General features: G+C 66.2%; 18 protein-coding genes. 8 read left to right on the forward strand and 10 right to left on the reverse strand.

Features of this window, described 5'->3' with window-relative positions; all coding sequences use genetic code 11:
- Window positions 1–90: 90 nt before the first annotated feature.
- Window positions 91–966, forward strand: a complete 876-nt coding sequence (locus GFD21_RS02735; RefSeq protein ID WP_163196380.1) for a pyridoxamine kinase — start codon at window positions 91–93, stop codon at window positions 964–966.
- Here GFD21_RS02735 and GFD21_RS02740 read toward each other — a convergent pair.
- From GFD21_RS02740 to GFD21_RS02755, 4 genes are all read right to left on the reverse strand, one after another.
- Window positions 953–2,119 carry a hypothetical protein gene (locus GFD21_RS02740; RefSeq protein ID WP_163196381.1) on the reverse strand — a complete coding sequence of 389 codons (1,167 nt, stop codon included), beginning with the start codon at window positions 2,117–2,119 and terminating at the stop codon, window positions 953–955. The genes GFD21_RS02735 and GFD21_RS02740 overlap by 14 nt on opposite strands.
- Window positions 2,112–2,738, reverse strand: coding sequence for an ATP-binding cassette domain-containing protein (locus GFD21_RS02745; protein ID WP_404801551.1), 627 nt, complete (start codon window positions 2,736–2,738; stop codon window positions 2,112–2,114). Before GFD21_RS02745 ends, GFD21_RS02740 begins: the two co-directional genes overlap by 8 nt.
- 160 nt (window positions 2,739–2,898) lie before the next feature.
- On the reverse strand, window positions 2,899–4,086 hold the full coding sequence (locus GFD21_RS02750) for a hypothetical protein (RefSeq protein ID WP_163196383.1): 1,188 nt from the start codon (window positions 4,084–4,086) through the stop codon (window positions 2,899–2,901).
- A gap of 37 nt (window positions 4,087–4,123) precedes the next feature.
- Entirely contained in the window at window positions 4,124–4,849 is a 726-nt protein-coding gene (locus GFD21_RS02755) for a hypothetical protein (protein ID WP_163196384.1), read from the reverse strand.
- Between the two features lie 185 nt (window positions 4,850–5,034).
- Here GFD21_RS02755 and GFD21_RS02760 point away from each other — a divergent pair, with 185 nt between their 5' ends.
- Window positions 5,035–5,763, forward strand: a complete 729-nt coding sequence (locus GFD21_RS02760; protein WP_163196385.1) for a hypothetical protein — start codon at window positions 5,035–5,037, stop codon at window positions 5,761–5,763.
- A 165-nt stretch (window positions 5,764–5,928) separates the two neighbouring features.
- Here the strand turns inward: GFD21_RS02760 and GFD21_RS02765 are convergent, their stop codons facing one another.
- From GFD21_RS02765 to GFD21_RS02780, 4 genes are read right to left on the reverse strand one after another with little or no spacing between them, the layout of a single operon-like run.
- A complete protein-coding gene (locus tag GFD21_RS02765; RefSeq protein WP_163196386.1) occupies window positions 5,929–6,603 on the reverse strand; it encodes a hypothetical protein in 675 nt (224 codons plus the stop codon).
- Window positions 6,600–7,184, reverse strand: a complete 585-nt coding sequence (locus GFD21_RS02770) for a hypothetical protein (protein ID WP_163196387.1) — start codon at window positions 7,182–7,184, stop codon at window positions 6,600–6,602. Before GFD21_RS02770 ends, GFD21_RS02765 begins: the two co-directional genes overlap by 4 nt.
- Entirely contained in the window at window positions 7,181–8,548 is a 1,368-nt protein-coding gene (locus GFD21_RS02775) for a sensor histidine kinase (protein WP_163196388.1), read from the reverse strand. The genes GFD21_RS02770 and GFD21_RS02775 overlap by 4 nt, the downstream gene beginning before the upstream one ends.
- Window positions 8,545–9,264, reverse strand: a complete 720-nt coding sequence (locus GFD21_RS02780) for a response regulator transcription factor (protein WP_163196389.1) — start codon at window positions 9,262–9,264, stop codon at window positions 8,545–8,547. Before GFD21_RS02780 ends, GFD21_RS02775 begins: the two co-directional genes overlap by 4 nt.
- Window positions 9,265–9,580: 316 nt before the next feature.
- On the opposite strand from GFD21_RS02780, the gene GFD21_RS02785 reads away from it, so the two are divergent.
- From GFD21_RS02785 to GFD21_RS02795, 3 genes are read left to right on the forward strand one after another with little or no spacing between them, the layout of a single operon-like run.
- Window positions 9,581–10,006 (forward strand): YraN family protein, encoded by a 426-nt coding sequence (locus GFD21_RS02785; protein WP_163196543.1) that lies wholly within the window; start codon window positions 9,581–9,583, stop codon window positions 10,004–10,006.
- A 1-nt stretch (window position 10,007) separates the two neighbouring features.
- Complete coding sequence (locus GFD21_RS02790) at window positions 10,008–11,546, forward strand: YifB family Mg chelatase-like AAA ATPase (protein ID WP_163196390.1); 1,539 nt, start codon at window positions 10,008–10,010, stop codon at window positions 11,544–11,546.
- Window positions 11,547–11,592: 46 nt separating this feature from the next.
- On the forward strand, window positions 11,593–12,984 hold the full coding sequence (locus GFD21_RS02795) for a DNA-processing protein DprA (RefSeq protein WP_163196391.1): 1,392 nt from the start codon (window positions 11,593–11,595) through the stop codon (window positions 12,982–12,984).
- A 27-nt stretch (window positions 12,985–13,011) separates the two neighbouring features.
- On the opposite strand, the gene GFD21_RS02800 is transcribed toward GFD21_RS02795, so the two are convergent.
- Window positions 13,012–13,353 carry an MGMT family protein gene (locus GFD21_RS02800; RefSeq protein ID WP_163196392.1) on the reverse strand — a complete coding sequence of 114 codons (342 nt, stop codon included), beginning with the start codon at window positions 13,351–13,353 and terminating at the stop codon, window positions 13,012–13,014.
- Between the two features lie 133 nt (window positions 13,354–13,486).
- Here GFD21_RS02800 and GFD21_RS02805 point away from each other — a divergent pair, with 133 nt between their 5' ends.
- The 3 genes from GFD21_RS02805 to GFD21_RS02815 all read left to right on the forward strand — a co-directional run bounded on the left by GFD21_RS02805 (window position 13,487) and on the right by GFD21_RS02815 (window position 17,301).
- Window positions 13,487–15,394 carry an FAD-dependent oxidoreductase gene (locus GFD21_RS02805; RefSeq protein WP_163196393.1) on the forward strand — a complete coding sequence of 636 codons (1,908 nt, stop codon included), beginning with the start codon at window positions 13,487–13,489 and terminating at the stop codon, window positions 15,392–15,394.
- 161 nt (window positions 15,395–15,555) lie between these two features.
- Window positions 15,556–16,500 (forward strand): succinate dehydrogenase/fumarate reductase iron-sulfur subunit, encoded by a 945-nt coding sequence (locus GFD21_RS02810; protein ID WP_163196394.1) that lies wholly within the window; start codon window positions 15,556–15,558, stop codon window positions 16,498–16,500.
- 129 nt (window positions 16,501–16,629) lie between these two features.
- Window positions 16,630–17,301 (forward strand): O-methyltransferase, encoded by a 672-nt coding sequence (locus GFD21_RS02815; RefSeq protein ID WP_163196395.1) that lies wholly within the window; start codon window positions 16,630–16,632, stop codon window positions 17,299–17,301.
- Here GFD21_RS02815 and GFD21_RS02820 read toward each other — a convergent pair.
- Complete coding sequence (locus tag GFD21_RS02820) at window positions 17,291–18,043, reverse strand: LOG family protein (RefSeq protein ID WP_163196396.1); 753 nt, start codon at window positions 18,041–18,043, stop codon at window positions 17,291–17,293. The two genes, GFD21_RS02815 and GFD21_RS02820, sit on opposite strands and share 11 nt — an antisense overlap.
- Window positions 18,044–18,061 lie beyond the last annotated feature (18 nt).

Here is an 18,061-nt window from a genome sequence, read left to right on the forward strand (position 1 = left end):
GGATGTGGGCACTTCGCCCGCGATGCCGCATGCGCTGGACTAGGCTCGTCGCTGACGAGCAATCCACCCTCCCGGACCGAAAGGGAACCCATGACCGACGTGACCCTGTATGACCGCGACCCGCATTACATTCCCCGCGTGGCCGCCGTGCACGACATGTGCGGGTATGGGAAGTGCTCGCTGACCGCGGCGATTCCGATCCTTTCGGCCGCCGGCTGCGACGTGTGCCCGGTGCCGACCGCATTGTTCTCGGCGCACACCAAGTACAAGGTGTTCACCTTCCATGACACGACGGATATCCTGAACGGGTATCTGGACGCCTGGCGGGCCGAGGATGTGGAACTTGACGGCATCTATTCCGGATTCCTGGGCTCGCCCGACCAGGTCGCCATCATCGAGCGGCTCTACCGCGAGTATCCGGATGCGTTGCGCCTGGTCGACCCGGTGATGGGCGACGGCGGCAGCATGTACCCCACGTACACGCCGGAACTGTGCGAGGCGATGGGCGCCTTGGCGCTCGGCGCCGATGTGCTGATGCCGAATCTCACCGAGGCCGCGATCCTGACGGAATCCGATTATCCGGGGCATGATCTGGATGATGCCGCCGTGAACCGGATGCTCGAGGCATTGCTGAATCTTGGCGCGAGGAACGTGGTGCTGAAGGGCATCGATCACGGTGACGGCCGCATCATCAACTATGTGGCGAGCGCGGCGACCGGTGTGGAGCAGAAGATCGAGCTCGCTCACGAGAAGCTTCCGTACATGATTCACGGCACCGGCGACGCGTTCGCCTCCGCCCTGTGCGGCGCGGTGCTGGCCGGTCGCGGGCTCGCCGAGTCGGCGCGCATCGCCGGCGAGTTCGTGCGGCATGCGATGGCCAACACCCGCAATCAGCCTCATTTCGAGGATCGCGGATTGAGCTTCGAACTCGACTTGGGCGAGCTGACCGAAATCATCGGTTCTTGAAGTATGTGAGCAGGTGGCTTTCCCGTGTGAGCAGCACGGCCAGGAACGCGCCCAAAAGCACGCCGAGCAATGCTGCGATGGGTACTCGTAGCAAGGTGTTGGTCAGGGCGGCGGCTTCGGCGGTATTGCCGTTCAACCATATCCATGCCAGCAATGGGCTGGCCAGTACCATGCCGGCGATGCTCCACGTAATCGTTTCCAGCATGATTTGCGCCAGCAACGCGGTTTTCGGCACGCCGCAATGCAATGCCGAAGCCATTTCCAGTTTGCGCATGCGTGTTGCGATGAAGCCCAGTGCCAATGCCGCGGCGAGCGCAATCCACGGCGCGTAAGCGGTCGGTCTTGATTCGAACAGGACGGCACTGTCCAACTCGCCGCCTTTGGCGGTGTTGAGCTTGTAGATCTGCGGACGTTCGGCCGCGGTCGCGCCTGCCATGCCATTGCCGGCCAAACGCAGCAACGATTCGAGGTTCCTGGTTTGCGGCCATGCGCGCACCCAGCATTGATCGAACGCCACGCTGGAATCCACGGGGACCGGGGTCAGGGCGGCATAGGAGAAACCGGATTTTCTGCCGTCATCCGGCCAGTCGAATACGCCGGCGACGTCAAGGCTGCGTCCATCCTCGAGCGCCAGTGACCGCCCGGATTGCACTCGAAAGGGTTTTGCCGCCTCACCGGACAGGAGCACACCCTCGCGGTCCGATGGTTCGCTCTCGGATCCTTGGGATCCCCCGCTCGCCCATTGCGTGCCGGTGGTGCCGAGCATGAATACGTCGGCGGCGCCCGGCGTGATTTCATACAACGGCACGCTGGTGGATGGCAGGGCCGCGAACACCAGCTTGCTCTCGGATTGGCGCACCGCCCCGGCCGCCTCGACCCCGTTCAATGAGACGAGACGGTCGCAGGCCGCGCCATCGATGTGATTCGGATACTCCAATATCCAGGTCGAACCGCCTGATGCCACGTATTCGTCGGTTTGCTTCTGGATTCCGGAGATGGTGAGCCAATCAACGCCGGCAAGCAGCACGATCAGGCATGCCAGTCCTGCGGCCAGCGCGCACGCGTGACCGGTGCCGGTGATGAGGTCGCGCCACGCCTCCCCCAGCATGCCGGTGAAACGCATGTACGGTCGGTGACGGCCGGGTTCATTCATGATGCCCACCACCTTGCCCAATCGGCTTGGCATGGGCGGAATCCACGACACGCACCGGCTCGTCGCCCTGCCAGTCGCGCAGATCGATCAGGTCGGTGCAGGCGTCGCGCGTGCGGGGATCATGGGTGGCGACCACCACGATGGCGCCGCTCATCGAAAGGTTGCGCAGATGCTCGTTGACCGTGGCGGCGGTGTTGAGGTCCAATTGCGCGGTCGGCTCATCGACCAGCAGGAGCCCGGCGTGCGAGGCCACTCCTCGGGCCAGCATCAGACGCTGGGCCTCACCACCGGAGAGGTCGCGGAATGGTTTGCACGCCAACGCCCCCAAACCGAACGCTTCAAGCAGTTCCATCGCATGGGCTTCGGCTTCCCACCGACGCTCCCCGCGCGCGATGAACGGCAGGGCCACATGGTCGATCGCCGTGCGTCTTGCCACGCCATGCGGGTTCTGCAGCACCCAGCACACGCGCCCGCAATCGATGCGCTCCACCGAACCGGTGACCGGCGTGACCCATCCGGCGATGATGGACAGCAACGTGGATTTGCCTGATCCCGATGGTCCGGTCAGCGCATACACGTGCTTGGGCAGCAGCGTCATCGTCACATGCCGGAACAGCATGTCCTCGCCGGTGCGGTCGAAGCCGTGGCCCACGTCGGTCAATATCACTGTCCTCGTCACATTGGCTCCCCTCTGATGAGGGGCTGCCGAACGCTGCGGGACCGAAGGGGAGATGCCGGATGAGCCCATCGGCGGAGTCGGCCGTATATGCCCGGCCATGTCACTCGCCGCCTTGGGCCGTGCAGTGCTCGTCGGTACGCGGCGTCACGTCCACATGGTCGAACGTCCGGTTGTCGCTTACGCTGACCATCGTCTTGCCGAGCTGCGAGGCGATGATCGACACCCGCACGGGCTTCGCATCGACGCTGACGCAGCCCGAGCCGGCAGCCGCATCATATACGGCGGACGGTGGCACGCTGAGCACGGTCAACGGCTGCTTCAATCTCCAGTCGTAGGAGACGCTCAAGGCTTCGCCGACGGAAGAGCCCGCGGCATTCCCGGCCGAAGCACCGCCGGAGGCCGGAGAGCCGCCGGAATCCGAACCAAGCGAAGCCATGCGGAATGCCACGGAACCATTGATCGCCGCCAACAGCGCCGCATCCGTCAATTCCTTGGCGTCGGCCGGCACATCGAACGTCCGGTCGCCGATGGTGATCACGCGCTCCCCCGCCACCAGATCCGCAGCGGCGGCAGGCAACGTGGCTTTGAGCGGGATTGCGGCCGTGGTGAACAGGTCCTGACCGGCCGTGACTTGCCGGCCCACGGCGATGGAGGTTTGTTTGACGGTCACCGAATCGGCGGGCAGCCATACGAACCAACCGGGGTCGATGGTCCAGCCGGCGTCGCGGCTCAGCTGCCGCGCACCGACGGATTGCGCGAGCGCATTGTAGGCGGTGATGGTATCCCAGGTCATCCAATCCGAGTCCGGCGCATTGTAGCCGAGCCTGCGCAGCGCGGCGTTGAGTCCTGCGGCGTCCGAGCCGCGCATGCCGCTTGCGAGCTCACGGTACAGCGGTACATCGGTATGCAACGCGATGACCGGCGTGGCATCGACATCGAACACCACCTGCCCGGAGGCTATCGGAGAGCCGGCGTCCACGGCGATGCCGGTGACGGTACCGGAAGTCGGTGAAGCGACCGTCGAGGATTCCCCCGAACTCACGGTCAACGCGACCAAACGCGAGTCATCGAACCGGGTGGCCGCCACCTTCACCGTGCCGGCTTCGGTGCTGGAGACTAGGGAAGGCGGAATCTTGGAGCGGGTCAACAGGAATCCCACGCCCACGCCCATCGCCGACATCACCAAGGCCAGCAATATCACGATGGAAATCGCCACGCCGTTGCGCGCGGCCCTGCGCGCCTTGCGGAAGGCCGCGGTTCCGGAGGCCGCTTGGTTCCTCCGAGTCATGCCACTCACTCCCCTCACATGCTCCCTGATGCCGCCGCTACTGGTGCAGCGGATCCTGCTGGCAGGCCCAGAACCGCTGCCCCTTCGCCGAATTCTGGTCGTATTCGTAGTTTGGATTGGGCTGTCCGTCGAACGTGGTGCTCATGTATTCGCTGAAGAATTCATGCTGACGTTTGAGGTTGGCTTCGAACCGGCTTTTGTCGGTGATCCCCACCGTGCTCAACGTGCTCATGTACTCGTTCTCGCTGATGGGGCTCGGCAGCAGATCATATTTGACATAGCATTGGTAGACCTCGCGTTCGAGGGCGACCTGGTCGATGTGGTCGGGATTGTCGTGCATGGTGGCGTACAGGCTGGAGATATTGCCCGCTCCGGTTTCGGCATGGCATTGATCCATGATTTTGAGCTGTTCGTCGTCGGACATCGAGCCACGGAACCGGCCCACGGATTCGCCTTGTTCCACGCTCCAGGTGGCTTGCAGTCCGTATGGTTCGAGGCACTTGTTGTAGGCGTCGTACACCTCCTGCACTTCGGATTGCGTGATTGTGCCGTCCTTGAGGATGTTTCTGACCAGGTCGTTGGGCGCTTTCTCATACTCCTGTTTGAATTCGGCGGCGTACGGGCCGGAGAAGGCGGGTTTGCCGTTCACGGCGGCCGTCGCGGCGGAGCCGTCGGCGTTCGACGACGGACCGCAGGCCGCGCACATCGCAAGCAGTGATGCGGATGTCAGCAACGCGAGTGCATGACGAACATCGTGTCGCATGCGTCCCTTGTTCGTTCCCGAACCAACCATGATGACCTCCCTGTCCCAATCCAGCATAGGCATGGTCGCCCGGGAATCATCACACTGCCGTAATCGCGGAGATTACAGGCATCAGCGCGAAACCGAAACGACGAACGTATCGTGGAATCATCGTCGGGCGATGAGGCCCGGCCCGTTCGACGACCGTGACCGGCAACGGCGCCGAGGACGTACATGACGAAGACGAAAGGAGATCCCATGAAGCGCGTACTCGCACATCGTATGACCGCGTTGGCGCTGGCTGCCGCCGTGGCGTGCTCCTCCGCCGCATGCGGCGGGACATCTTCGGACACCGTCGGGCAGCCGAAAGACGAGCCCGTGTTTTCCGGTCCCTGGGCCGAGGATTTCCGCTGGGGCTACGATCAGGCCCGCGAAACGGCAACACGTTCGCGCAGGACGTGCTGCGCGATGAGCGGATCACCGAGGCGGAGGCCACGGAGACGGCAAGCCGATACCGGTCCTGCATGGCGGACGCCGGATTCGTGTTCGACTACGTGAATCCGGACGGTTCCACCCAAATGCAAACCGGCAATATGAGCGACGCCGAACAGCAGCGGTTTCATGAACAGGACATCGTCTGCTCCAAACAATCAGGCCAGTATTTCATCACGCATCTGTACAACGCGTTGGTTCAGGATCCGGATGGCGAACTGCGCAACCGCACCGCGGAGGAGATACGGCGGGACCTGGCGGAGTGCCTGAAACGCAAGGGCACGGTCGGACCGGAATTCACCGCGGACGATGTCCCGATCGTCGATGCGGATGGCGAGGAGTACGTCCGGTTCGGTCAGCAGTTCACCGATCCCGGTGGCAGGTACTACAGCGGGCGGAATGCCGAAAGCTGGATCCAATGCAATGACGATCCACGCAAGTAATCGGTACGGTCCCGGCGGGCCGGGGACACCGGCCGTAACGCCGTACGGCTCAATCCCATGGGCCGTGATGACGGTCGCGACGGCGCGCGCAATGGTCCGTGACGCCCTTGAAGGGGCGTCTTCATGCGCGGCAAATGCTGTGGCCCATCACCCCATGCGCCGACCTCATTCACATGACTCCAGCTTGTGCCGGAGGCCCGCATCGGCGCGGCGCGTCTCGTCGAACGGCCCGGTACCGTTCCGACTGTCACGTTCGTAATCGTCGACGGAATATGATGCGCCGACTATCCCCTGCTTGATATAGCAATCGATGATGGTTTGTCTCGTATCTTTGCCGTCGTTACTCGGATTCAATTGCGCGGCGCTGGCCAGCTGCCAGATGGCATTCGCCCCATTGCGTTCGGTGCAGGCTTGAATGTCCTGATTCATGGAAGCGCCCCATGATGCCGATTCCTCGTGCGTCACTCCGCTCGGCGGATGGACGCTCATCTCACCCAACTCCCCCATGCTGATGGAATCCTTACTATAGCCGAGGTCGCTCAAACACTGCACAACGCGATGGTTCAGCTCGGCCAGTTCGCTGTCCGCGATGATGCCATCCTTCAGGATGTTTGTTGCGAAATCATTGCCGTTCTGGCTCAGCTGCTCGCGGGCCTGTTTCAGCTCCGTCGAATAGTGGGTATTGAGGTCGATGCCCCCTCCGGTTTGCGACCGGGTTCGCGCGACGGCATCGCCGTGTGCCGACGATGCGCAGGCTGATGCCGAGCATAGGATGCAGCTTGCGGCGATGGCGGCGATCATGGTTTTCGTGAATCGAGATCGACGGGTTTGCCGGTTCATTGCGACTCCTTTGTCGACTGTTCGGCGGACTGGGCGGTGGCCAATGGCTCCAGCCATCGGTAATCGGATTCGGTACGGCACTGCTCGATGATCGACGATTGCTGCCGGCCGCTCATCGATCCGCGAATCGGTACGACGCTCTCGCCGATGGCTTCCCCGTTGCCGTCCGTGATCGTTTTGGCTTGCATGCCATATACCGACAGGCATTCGTTATAGGCCTTGCGCACTTCGGCGAGCTCGTCCGGCGTCACCACGCCGTCTTCGAGTATGCTGCGCCCGAGTCCGGTGTGCAGGTTGTTCCAGGCGGTCAACGCCTCGTATTTGTGCGGCCCGGTGAATTCGGGATGTTCACTGGTGGTGGGCATCGTGCGGCTGGAATCGTCGCCCGCGTTGGACGCCACGTCGCTCCACGGCTGCGGCAGCAGCGATACCGGCAGCACGGCAAGGATGATGCCTATGGCGAGAATGACGGCAAGCGTCAGATTCCGGCGATGCCGGTGGCTGAGAGTGACGGCGATGGCGCGCCATGAATGATGATCGCGTTGTCCATGCGATTGGCTGCAGTCGCGAATCCCGGTCATGATGCGCGCCTCCCGGGTTCCGGTGAACCGGTATGCGCGGGGATGCGCGCATACAGTATCCAATCGCCGTCTTCGGCGGTGGTGTTGAGTTCTCCTCCGAGATCCCGGATCATGCGCCGGTGCATGGCGAGTCCGCTGCCATGCGGTTTGAGCGTCCCGGCCTCGGCGCCTCCGTCATCGTCCCGCGCGGCGTCGTCCCGCACGGTTATCGGATTGGTCTCCATGATTTCGATGGCGTCGTTGTCCACAGTGATGACGCAGTGGTATTCGCCCGCGTCCGGGCTCATGTGACGGGTGATGTTGGCGGCGATTTCACCGAGTAGATTGGCGGCTTCCGTGACCGATTCGTCCGCGCAATCGTCCGGCGGGCCGCCGTGCGTCGCGATGGTTCCCCTGAATCCCAAATGCGAGAGTTTGGCGTCCGCCTCCCGCATCGCCGATTGGAGCCTCCTCCATTGCCGGGATGCCGTGTCACCGGAGGATGAGGACTCCGGCACGGGGCTCGCGGCAGTCTTCACGATCGGGTTCGCGAAGGGTTCCTCGACCCTGGGATCATCGGAATCATTTGGTCGAGACAGGCCAGGCGCCTGTGGCCGTTCAAGCAGGTCGATGACATGGTGGATCTCATCGAGCACGGACAGCGCCTGGTCGTTGACGAACCGCCAGTCCTGACGTTCGGCGCGGCGTGCCTCGCCGTCGCCAATGCGCCGCAGTTCGCGTTGCGCGGTCAATGCGATGTACGAGAGCCCGCCGCTGGCGGAATCGTGGATGCGCGAGGCCAGGCGCGTGTTGCGCTGCAATGTATCCAGCTGCCATTGTCTGCGCTCCAGGATCATGGCCTGCTCGCGGATCTCGTCGCGTTGCCTGCGCCAGCGGAACGACATGCCGGCCATCGTGGCGAGCGTGAACATGCCGATGTAGTTGACCATGCCGATCCAGGTGGCGGAAAGCGCGTTGAACGTGTTCAGGGCCACCGGCACGCATTCGGCGAGCGTGACCGTGAGCAGCGCGGCCACCGCCGCTGGGATCGCGCTGTCATAGCCGATGACGGCGAGCGCCAGGTACGCCGCCCACAGCGGGTTCGGTCCGGACAGGTCGAGCACGAACAGCCTCGCCACCACGGTCACGATGATGAGCCAGCCCGAGATCCGCGGGATGAACGGCGAGAGCACGATGGCGACGACGGAAAGCCCCGAGAACAGGAAGTTCAACGGGTAGATCGGCGGTATCGCCGACCATTCGATCAGCGTGGCGGCGAGCGTGAACGAGGCGATGGCCAGACGGAACCAGTGCCCGCGCACCCATTGGAGCGGACGGGGCGGTCCGCCACCGGCGCCCGGCCCCTTCTCCGGCGCGGCGTTCATCGTTCGTCCTCCATCGCTCCGGTCCACAAGGCGACGGCCTGGCCGCGCGTGGAGACGCCGAGCTTGTGGATGGCGCGTGTCAGGTAGGTCTTGGCGGTGGAGACGCCGACCTGCATGTCGGCGGCGATCCGGCCCGTGTCGAGGCCGCGCGAGCACAGGTTCATGGCTTCGGCCTCCCGGTCCGAGAGGAGGAAACGGCGTGGCGTGCGCCCGCCGGCGAGGCGCGCGTGCGCGGCGGCGGCCGTATCGAATGCGACGTCCGTCGCGCCGGACGGCCATGTGCCGCCGGCGGCGAGCACGCGGACCGCTTCGACGATCGGCGTTTCGACTGCCTTGGGGACGATGCCCTGCGCCCCGGCTGCGGCGGCTTTGGATGCATAGACGGCGAGCGAGAACGAGGTGACGGCGAGGATGGCGACGCGTGCGGTCTTCACACGGATGGCGCGGCAGACGGCGGGACCCGACAGCTCGTCCATGCTCATGTCGGTCAGGAGCACGTTCGGCGCGGTGTCCGGTGACAGGCAGCGGGCGAGCGCGTCGCGCCCGGATGTGGTCTTCCAGATGACGCGTGCCTCGTCCATGAGTTCGCCGATGGTGCGTTCGAGGAAGGCGAGCGCGAACGGGTCGTTGTCGAGCAGTCCGATGGTGACGATGGGTCGTGTCGCGCTTCCCGGCGCCTTGCCCGTGTGCGTGGAGTCGATGTCGTCCATGGTCATGTACCCCTTTTCCGGGCGCGTCGATGCGCCGCCGTCGTCTTTCACGCTAGCACCGCGACGGGCCCCGGCAACGTGATGTCGTCGTCCCGGGGATGACGGAACCGCCTGTTCCCTTGTCGGTCTTCCACTGCCGACTTCCTTAACCAACGGTGGATAACCGGCTTCCGTCCACATCCTGTCCACAACACGCCCGGGAACGGGGACCTCTGTACACATGCCCCGTGCGGCGTTGCCCTTCCGCATGCGGGGCCGGCAGAGTGGACGCATGGATACCGCAGCATTGACGATGGGACAGCCGGAGACCGCAACGTCCGGCATGCAGGAGACCCCGCCGGCCCGCGCCGGGCTCGACGCGCTCGCCGACCGTCTCCGTGACGGCACGCTCGCCACCCGCGCATTGGGCGCGTTGGGTGAGGATTATACGGCCGCCTGGCTGCGGGAACGCGGTTGGACGGTGCTCGACCGCAACTGGCGTTCCCGTTACGGCGAGCTCGACATCGTGGCGTTGGATCCGCATCGCGTCATCGCGTTCGTGGAGGTGAAGACGCGCCGCACGTTGAAGCATGGACTGCCCCAGGAGGCGGTCACGGCGGCCAAACAGGCGAATCTGCGCCGTGCGGGCGTGCAATGGCTGCTTGACCCGTCGCATCGCATCGCGCATACGGGCGTGCGCTTCGACGTGGCCACCGTCGTCGTGCGCGGCGGCAGGCCGCTCGTGCATCTCATCGAGGGGGCGTTCTGACATGGCCATAGGAAACGCGTTGTCGGTCGGCCTGATCGGGTTGAGGACGTTCCTCGTCACCATGCAGGCGTTCATCAGCCCCGGTCTGCCGTATTTCTCGATCATCGGGCTGCCGGACGCCTCGTTGTCCGAAGCACGAGAACGGGTGAAGTCCGCCTGCCAGGCGACGGGGTTCCAGTGGCCGCAGACCCGTGTGACGGTGAATCTGAGCCCGGCGAGCATGCCGAAACGGGGCTCGTCGCACGATCTGGCCATCGCGTCCGCCGTGCTGAGCGCCGCCGGCGCGATCCCCCACGACTGTCTCATCGACACAATCACCATGGGCGAGGTGAACCTGGACGGCACGGTGCTGCCCGTCAACGGCGTGCTGCCCATCCTGCTGCATGCGCGCGAACGCGGCATCCGCCAGGTGATCCTGCCCGCCGGCAACATGGACGAGGCGGACCTCATCGACGGTGTGGACGTGGTGGGCGTGCGTCATGTCGGAGAACTCATCGAACTGATGGGCGGCAACGCGCGTTACCGGCCGCCGGACCGGCCGCCGACGAGACCCGACGGGCGGTCCGCCGGAACCGTGCCGTCGTCGCCTCCGGCCGGAGACATGATCGACGTGGTCGGCCAGGAGCAGGCGAAATGGGCGTTGGAGGTGGCGGCCGCCGGCGGACACCACATGATCATGGTGGGGCCTCCCGGCTCCGGCAAGACGATGCTCGCCTCGCGCATGCCGGGCATCATGTGCCCCCTGACCGAGACCGAACAGCTGGAGGTCGCCTCGATCCGCTCGTTGTGCGGCACGCTCGGCGCCTACGGCATCACGGACGTGCCGCCGTTCGAGGCCCCGCACCACACCTCCTCGACGGCGGCGCTGGTGGGAGGCGGCACCGGAATGGCCGAACCGGGCGCCATCACCCGCGCCCACCGCGGCGTGCTGTTCATGGACGAGGCGCCCGAATTCTCGGCGCGCGCCCTGCAGACGCTGCGCGAACCGCTGGAATCGGGGTATGTGGCCCTATCCCGTTCGAAGGGCACCACCTACTACCCGGCGGCGTTCCAACTCATCATGGCCGCCAACGGTTGCCCGTGCGGCATGAGCTACGGCACCGGGGAACGCTGCGTGTGCTCGCACCGGGAACGGCAACGGTATTTCGGCAGGCTGTCCGGGCCGATCCTCGACCGCATCGACATCCAAGTGGAGGTGCCGCCCGTGCCACGCATCACCGGAGGAGACGCGATCGAACGCGGCCACACCAGCGCACAGATCAGGCAACGCGTGATCCAGGCGCGACGCACCGCCATGGAACGCTACGACCTTTACGGGTGGACATGCAACGCGCAGGCCTCCGGCGCATGGCTGCGCGACCACATCTCGCCGTACTCGCTCGAACCGATCAACCGCGCATTGGAACGACAACGGCTGAGCCTCAGGGGCGCGGACCGGGCGATGCGGCTCGCATGGACCCTGGCCGACCTCAACGGGGAGGTCTCCCCCGGCCGCGAGGAGATCGACCAGGGCATCGCCCTGCGCAGCCGCCTGATATGACGCGCATGGGCCCCGCACTCGCACGAAACAGGAAAGGACAGCGACCATGGACGCCGACGCCCCGAACACGGACGGCACCCTCCGTTCCACGGAACGCCCCGAGCCGGCCCCCGACCGGGACACCCTGGCCCGGGCCACGCTCACCTATTGCCTCGACGGCGCCGACGCGCTCATGTACGCCGCCATCGCAGGCACCGGGGATGCCGCCGAAACACTGCGGCTCATCATCGAATCACGGCCCGACGCCGGCGGATCCACGGCATCGGCACGACTCGACCACGTGTTCGCGACCGGACTGGCAAGATGGGGACGCAGGGTCACCCCACAGGCCATGACCGCATTCCACAACGCGCTCGCCGGCTGGCACGCCCGCCTGCCCTCCCTGCCGACGCTCGACTGGGAGACCCTCGCCGCATGGTTCACCATGGACGGGCGGCAATGGATCATCGGCCCGACCAGCCCGCACTGGCCACACCAGCTGCAGGACCTGTCCACACGCAAGGACTGGGCCTCGCCGTTATGCCTATGGGGCATCGGCGACGAACGCGCCTTGACCAGCTGCCCCAAACCGGTCGCGGTCGTCGGATCGCGCGGAGCCAACGAATACGGGCGTTCCATAGCGCGGGAGGTCGCCCGAAAAGCCGCCTCCGACGGGCATCTGGTCGTGTCCGGAGGGGCGTTGGGAGCGGACGCGGCCGCACACTGGGGCGCGCTCGCCGCCATGGATGGCCCCTCCGGACCGGGAACGGACGACGTTCCGGGAACGGCCGGGCGCACGGTGGCGGTGTTCGCCGGCGGGCTCAACCACATCGGCCCGTCATCGAACCTGCGCCTGTTCGACGCGATCGTCGACCACGGCGGCGCGCTGGTCAGCGAACTGTGCCCGGGCACGATCCCGGAGGCCAGACGCTTCCTGCTGCGCAACCGCATCATCGCCGCGCTCGCCTCCACCGTCGTGGTCACGCAGGCGCGCACGCGTTCGGGCGCGCTCAACACGGCCAACTGGGCGTGCGACCTCAACCGCGAACTGATCGCCGTGCCGGGAGACATCACCATGCCGCACAACGCCGGCTGCAATCTGTTCATCGCACGCAACCAGGCGATGCTGCTCACCTCGCCGGACGAGATCGCCGAACTCCTTCATGAACCCCATCGTCCCGACGTCGGATCCCCGCCCGTACGGGACGACGGGCCGGAGGCGCGGGACCGGCCGGCGCGGGACGGGGATGGGGATGACGCGGACCGGCGTCGGGTGTTGACGGCGATCCGTTCCTGCAGGCGCAGGGGCGTCCCCTCCACACCGGATATGGTGCTCGCCCGGCTCGGCGAGGACGGCCCGGAATGGTCCATGCCGCGTCTGCTCGCGGTACTCGGCGAATTGGAGATGCTCGACGTCATACGATACGGGGACGGGGAGGTGAGACCTGCCCCCGCATGACCGCATGCGCCATGGACGCACACGGCGTCATTGCCGCCACTGGCACCGTGCGAGATCCACGCGCCATCCGGGGGCCCCGGCGGGTTTTTCGGCGGCGGGGACGAACGCCACGCCCTCGTCCTCAAGCAGCGCCCGCTGCTCCTCGGGCCCGCCGAACGCGAACCCGGGGGCGAGCGACCCGTCACGGAACACGACGCGATGGCATGGGATCGTCCCGGGCTCCGGATTGGCGTGCAGCGCATAGCCGACCATGCGCGCGTTGCGCGGCGCCCCGGCCAGGGCGGCCACCTGCCCATAGGTCGCGACCCTGCCACGTGGGATGCGGCGCACCACCGCATAGACGCGGTCGTTGAACGATTGCCTTTCCATACGGCACAGTCTAGCCATACACGGATCGGGCGGGCATCCCGTGAATGCGCGCATCGGGGATGCGTCCGTAGACGGCCCCGTCATCACGCCGCCGGCGCGATGCCTCGTCCGCCCCTATGGAACAATGAGGGGTATGAGTCCGAAGCAGTTGGAAGACATGTACGATGCGGTGATCGTCGGCGCGGGCGCGGCCGGCCTGTCCGCCGCACTGGGGTTGCTCCGCTCCCCCGAAATCAAGGAGATGAAGGAGAACGGCATCGATCCGAAGATCCTGGTGATCTCGAAGTTGCAGCCGTTGCGCTCCCACACCGGTTCGGCCGAAGGCGGCATCGCCGCCTCGCTCGGCAACGTCGAGGCCGACGACTGGCATTGGCACTACTACGACACCGTCAAGGGCGGGGACTGGCTGGTCGATCAGGACGCGGCGAAACTGCTCGCCGAATACGCCCCCGAGACGGTCATCAACCTGGAACGCCAGGGCGTGGCGTTCTCGCGCACCGACGACGGCCATATCGCGCAGCGCCGCTTCGGCGGGCACACCCGCGAGTTCGGCGGCGAGCCGGTCAAGCGAGCCGCATACGCGGCCGACCGCATCGGCCATCAGATCCTGCACGCCTTGTGGCAGCAGTGCGTGGCGGCGGGGGTCTCATTCGCCGAGGAATGGTACGTGACCGACCTCGTGCTCGACGGGGACGGCTCGCGGGCCGCCGGCGTCGTCGCGTTCGACACGCACGCCGGCAAGGTGAAGCCGGTCCATGCGCGCAACGTGCTGTTCGCCACGGGCGGGGCGGGACGCCTGTTCCACACCACGTCGAACTCGTGGGACCTGACCGGCGACGGCATGGCGCTCGTCCTGGCCGCCGGACTGCAGCTCGAGGACGTGGAGTTCGTGCAGTTCCATCCCACCGGACTGGCGCACACCGGCATCCTCCTGTCCGAGGCGGCGCGCGCGGAAGGCGGCGTGCTGCGCAACGCGGACGGCGAGGCGTTCATGGAACGCTATGCGCCCGGCCACGCCGATCTGGCCGCACGCGACGTGGTCTCCCGTTCGATCATGGCGGAGATCGACGCGGGCCGCGGCGTCGCCGACCCGAAGGATCCGGACGGCCCCAAGGACTGCGTGTGGCTGGACATGACCGGCATCGACCCGGACCACATGCGCGCCGTGCTGCCCCAGGTGGTCGAGACCATCGAGAAGTACGCGGACATCGACCCCGCGAAGGATTTCGTGCCGATCAAACCCACCGCGCACTACACGATGGGCGGCATCCCCATCACCACCGACGGCGAGGTCTACCGCTGGTCCGGGGACGGGACCGACGGGACGCGCCGGATCGTCGAAGGCCTGTTCGCCGCCGGGGAATGCTCCTGCGTGTCCGTGCACGGGGCGAACCGTCTCGGCGGCAACTCGCTGCTCGACGCCTGCCTGTTCGGCACGCGCGCCGGCCGCACGCTCGCCGCGCGCATCGCCGCAGGACCGGTGGACGATCCGATGGCGGCGGACGATCCGGAAACGCAGGAACGCGACGACGCCCTGTCCTCGGCGGTCGACGCGGCGGCCGGGACGCGACAGGCCGATCTGCAGGTTCTCCTCGACTCCCCCGCCGACATCGACGAAACCGATGCGGACAGCGGCGCCGACACCGACGACAACCCGTATCGCCTCATGGCCGACCTCGGTTCGACGATGGAACGCGCCGCCGCCGTGCGCTGCGACGCGAACGGTCTGGAAACCGCGATGACGGCCATCGACGGCGGACTCGCGCCCCGCGCCAAGGCGCTCGCCGCCCATGACAGGACCGCCGCGTTCAACCAGGAGGTCACCGCCATCTGGGAGGTGCGCCATCTTGTCGCATTGGGACGCGCCGTGCTCGCCGCCTCCGACGCACGCCATGAATCCCGTGGATCGCTCAAGCGCAACGACTTCCCCGAGCGCGACGACGAACGGTTCCTCGCCCACTCGATGACGGACGCCCGGGGCGCCATCTCCTGGCAGCCGGTGCACATCGTCGACGTGCCCCCGAAGAAACGCGAATACTGATCCGCATACGCCCGTCCCGTACCGTGCATTCCACATCGTGAAGTCCGGTGCGGGACGGGTCGTGAATAATCCGCGCAGACCCCGTGCGGGCCACGGGATGCACGGCCACGCCTTATGTCACAATGGAGAGTTGTTTTGAGACCGATTGAGGAGGCGCGCGCATGACGGATTCGACCATGACGACGGTGACGCTGAAGGTGAACCGTTTCACGCCGCGTCCCGAGCGCGAGCGGGAACGCGCCCGCGGCGGCAGCCCGTTCGCCCGCAGGAGTTCGCCCTTCGGCGGCGGTTCCGCGGGTGCGGCCGCACGACGTCGGCCGCGCGGCCGCCAGTGGGTGCAGGAGTACACGATTCCGGCCAGGCCGGAGGACACCGTCCTCGATTGCCTGCTGGCCATCAAGCGCACCGTCGACCCGACACTCGCCTTCCGCTACTCGTGCGGGCACGGCATGTGCGGTTCGGACGCGGTGGCGATCAACGGCACGCCGAACCTGCTGTGCACGGCCACGCTCAAGGACTGGGCGAAGCCGGCCGCCGTCCATCAGGTGGATGACGAGGGTTTCCGGCACACCGTCAATGAGCCGGACAACGGACGGACGGACGCCGATGCGAAAGCCGCCGACGGCGCCAGCCTCGGTGTCATCGAACTCGGCCCGCTCCCCGGATTCCCGGTGCAGCGCGACCTCATCGCCGACATCGACCCGATGCTCGACCAGATCCGCAAACTCAAGCCGTATCTGCAGGCGGACGGCATCCTCGCCACCACCAAGGAAGGCAAGGTCGACGTCTTCGAATACCTGCAGCACCCGGACGAGCTCGCCAAATACGAGCAGCTGAGCAACTGCATCGCCTGCGGCGTGTGCGAAGGCTCCTGCCCGGTGTTCGCCGGCGGCGACGCGTTCATCGGCCCTGCGGCGCTTATCTGGGCGAGCCGGTTCGTCAACGATTCGCGCGACTCACAGGCCATGGCCCGCATGGACGCCATCGACACGGCCGATGGCGTGGCGGCGTGCCAGTCGGTGCGCGCCTGCACGCGGCAGTGCCCCCGTGGCATCGACGTCGGCGAGGAGATGTGGCAGATCGTCGCCAAGGTGCGCGAACGGTAGGACGCCGGTTCGCCGCAGACATCACCCCGAACACGCCCCGGACGGTCCGGGTGGCGGAGGCGCGCCACCGTCACCCGGACCGGCGCCCGCCGTCATTGCACGAATGATTTCAAAAAGGATTGCACGTTCATGGATAGGAACCAGTACACGAATCTGTCGAAGGCCTGGGAATTCGTCGAGGAGCATGCGCTCGCCCGCCAGACGCCGGCGATGGCGCAGATCCGCGAGGCCACCCAAAAGGCCGGCATGCCGCAGGGATCGGCGGCGCAGGCCGAGGCCCTGTCCATGCTGGTGCATCTGACCGGCGCGAAGTCGGTCATCGCCGTGGGCACCGGATCGGTGATGGAGACGCTGGAACTGGTGCGCGGACTCGACGGGGAGGGACAGCTCACCGCCGTGGACTCCTCGGCGAAGGGCATCGCGGTGATCCGCAAGGCGTTCGACGTGGTGCAGGATTCCACCGCCACGAAACTGCGTGCGGTGAACGCGCAGGCCGGCGTGTTCCTGCCACGTCTGAACGCCGGTGATTACGACATGATCGTCGTCGCCGGCGATGCGGTCAACTACGGGGCCTCATTCGCCCAGGCGTCGCGGCTGCTGCGCGGCCATGGCATCATCGTGTTCACCGACGTGCTCGCGCTCGAGGGCGCCGGCGACAGGGGCGGTCTGCTCGATCCGGCCGATCGTGGCGACAAGGCCGTGGCGATGCGCGACCTGCTCGACATCGTCGAGTCGGACGAACGTTTCCGTACGACGCTCACCCCCACCGGCACCGGTCTGCTCATCGCCGTCAAGCGGTAATGAGCGTGGAAGTGGCGACGTCCACGGCCTCGTCCACGTCGTCGGTGATCGTCACCAGACGCGGGTCGACGCCGGAGATCATGCCCCGGTCCTTGACCGGGCCGTCCAACCAGTCGAACAGCCCCCGCCAGTATCCGCTGTCGTAGAGCACGACGGGCATGTGGCCGACCTTGTGCGTCTGGACGAGCGTAAGCACCTCGAACAGCTCGTCCAGCGTGCCGAATCCTCCCGGGCAGACGATGATGCCCGAACTGTATTTGACGAACATGAGCTTGCGGACGAAGAAGTACCGGAAGCTCATGCCCAGGTTCACGTAGTCGTTGATGCCCTGTTCGTGGGGCAGTTCGATGCCGAGGCCTATCGATTTGCCGCCGGCCAGCGCGGCGCCCTTGTTCGCCGCCTCCATCACACCGGGCCCTCCCCCGGTGATCACCGCCGCCCCCTTATGCGCGATGCCCTCGCCCATATGGCGAGCCGCCTCGTATTCGGGTGCGGTACGCGCGGTCCTGGCCGAACCGAACACGGCCACCGCCGGTCCGACCTCGGCCAGGGCGCCGAACCCGTCGACGAACTCCGCCTGGATGCGCAGCACCCGCCATGGATCCATGTGCAGCCAGCCGGTGCCGTCATCCGGCTGCAACAGGTTGGCTGTGGTGTTGTCCTCGGGGATCATGTCCCCGCGCATGATGATCGGACCGCGATGGTAGGTCTGCCCCAGCGGGGCGTTCGTCTCGTTGCTCATACCGCCCGATTCTAGCGT

The sequence above is a fragment of the Bifidobacterium platyrrhinorum genome (assembly GCF_010667645.1).
GTDB lineage: Bacteria > Actinomycetota > Actinomycetes > Actinomycetales > Bifidobacteriaceae > Bifidobacterium > Bifidobacterium platyrrhinorum.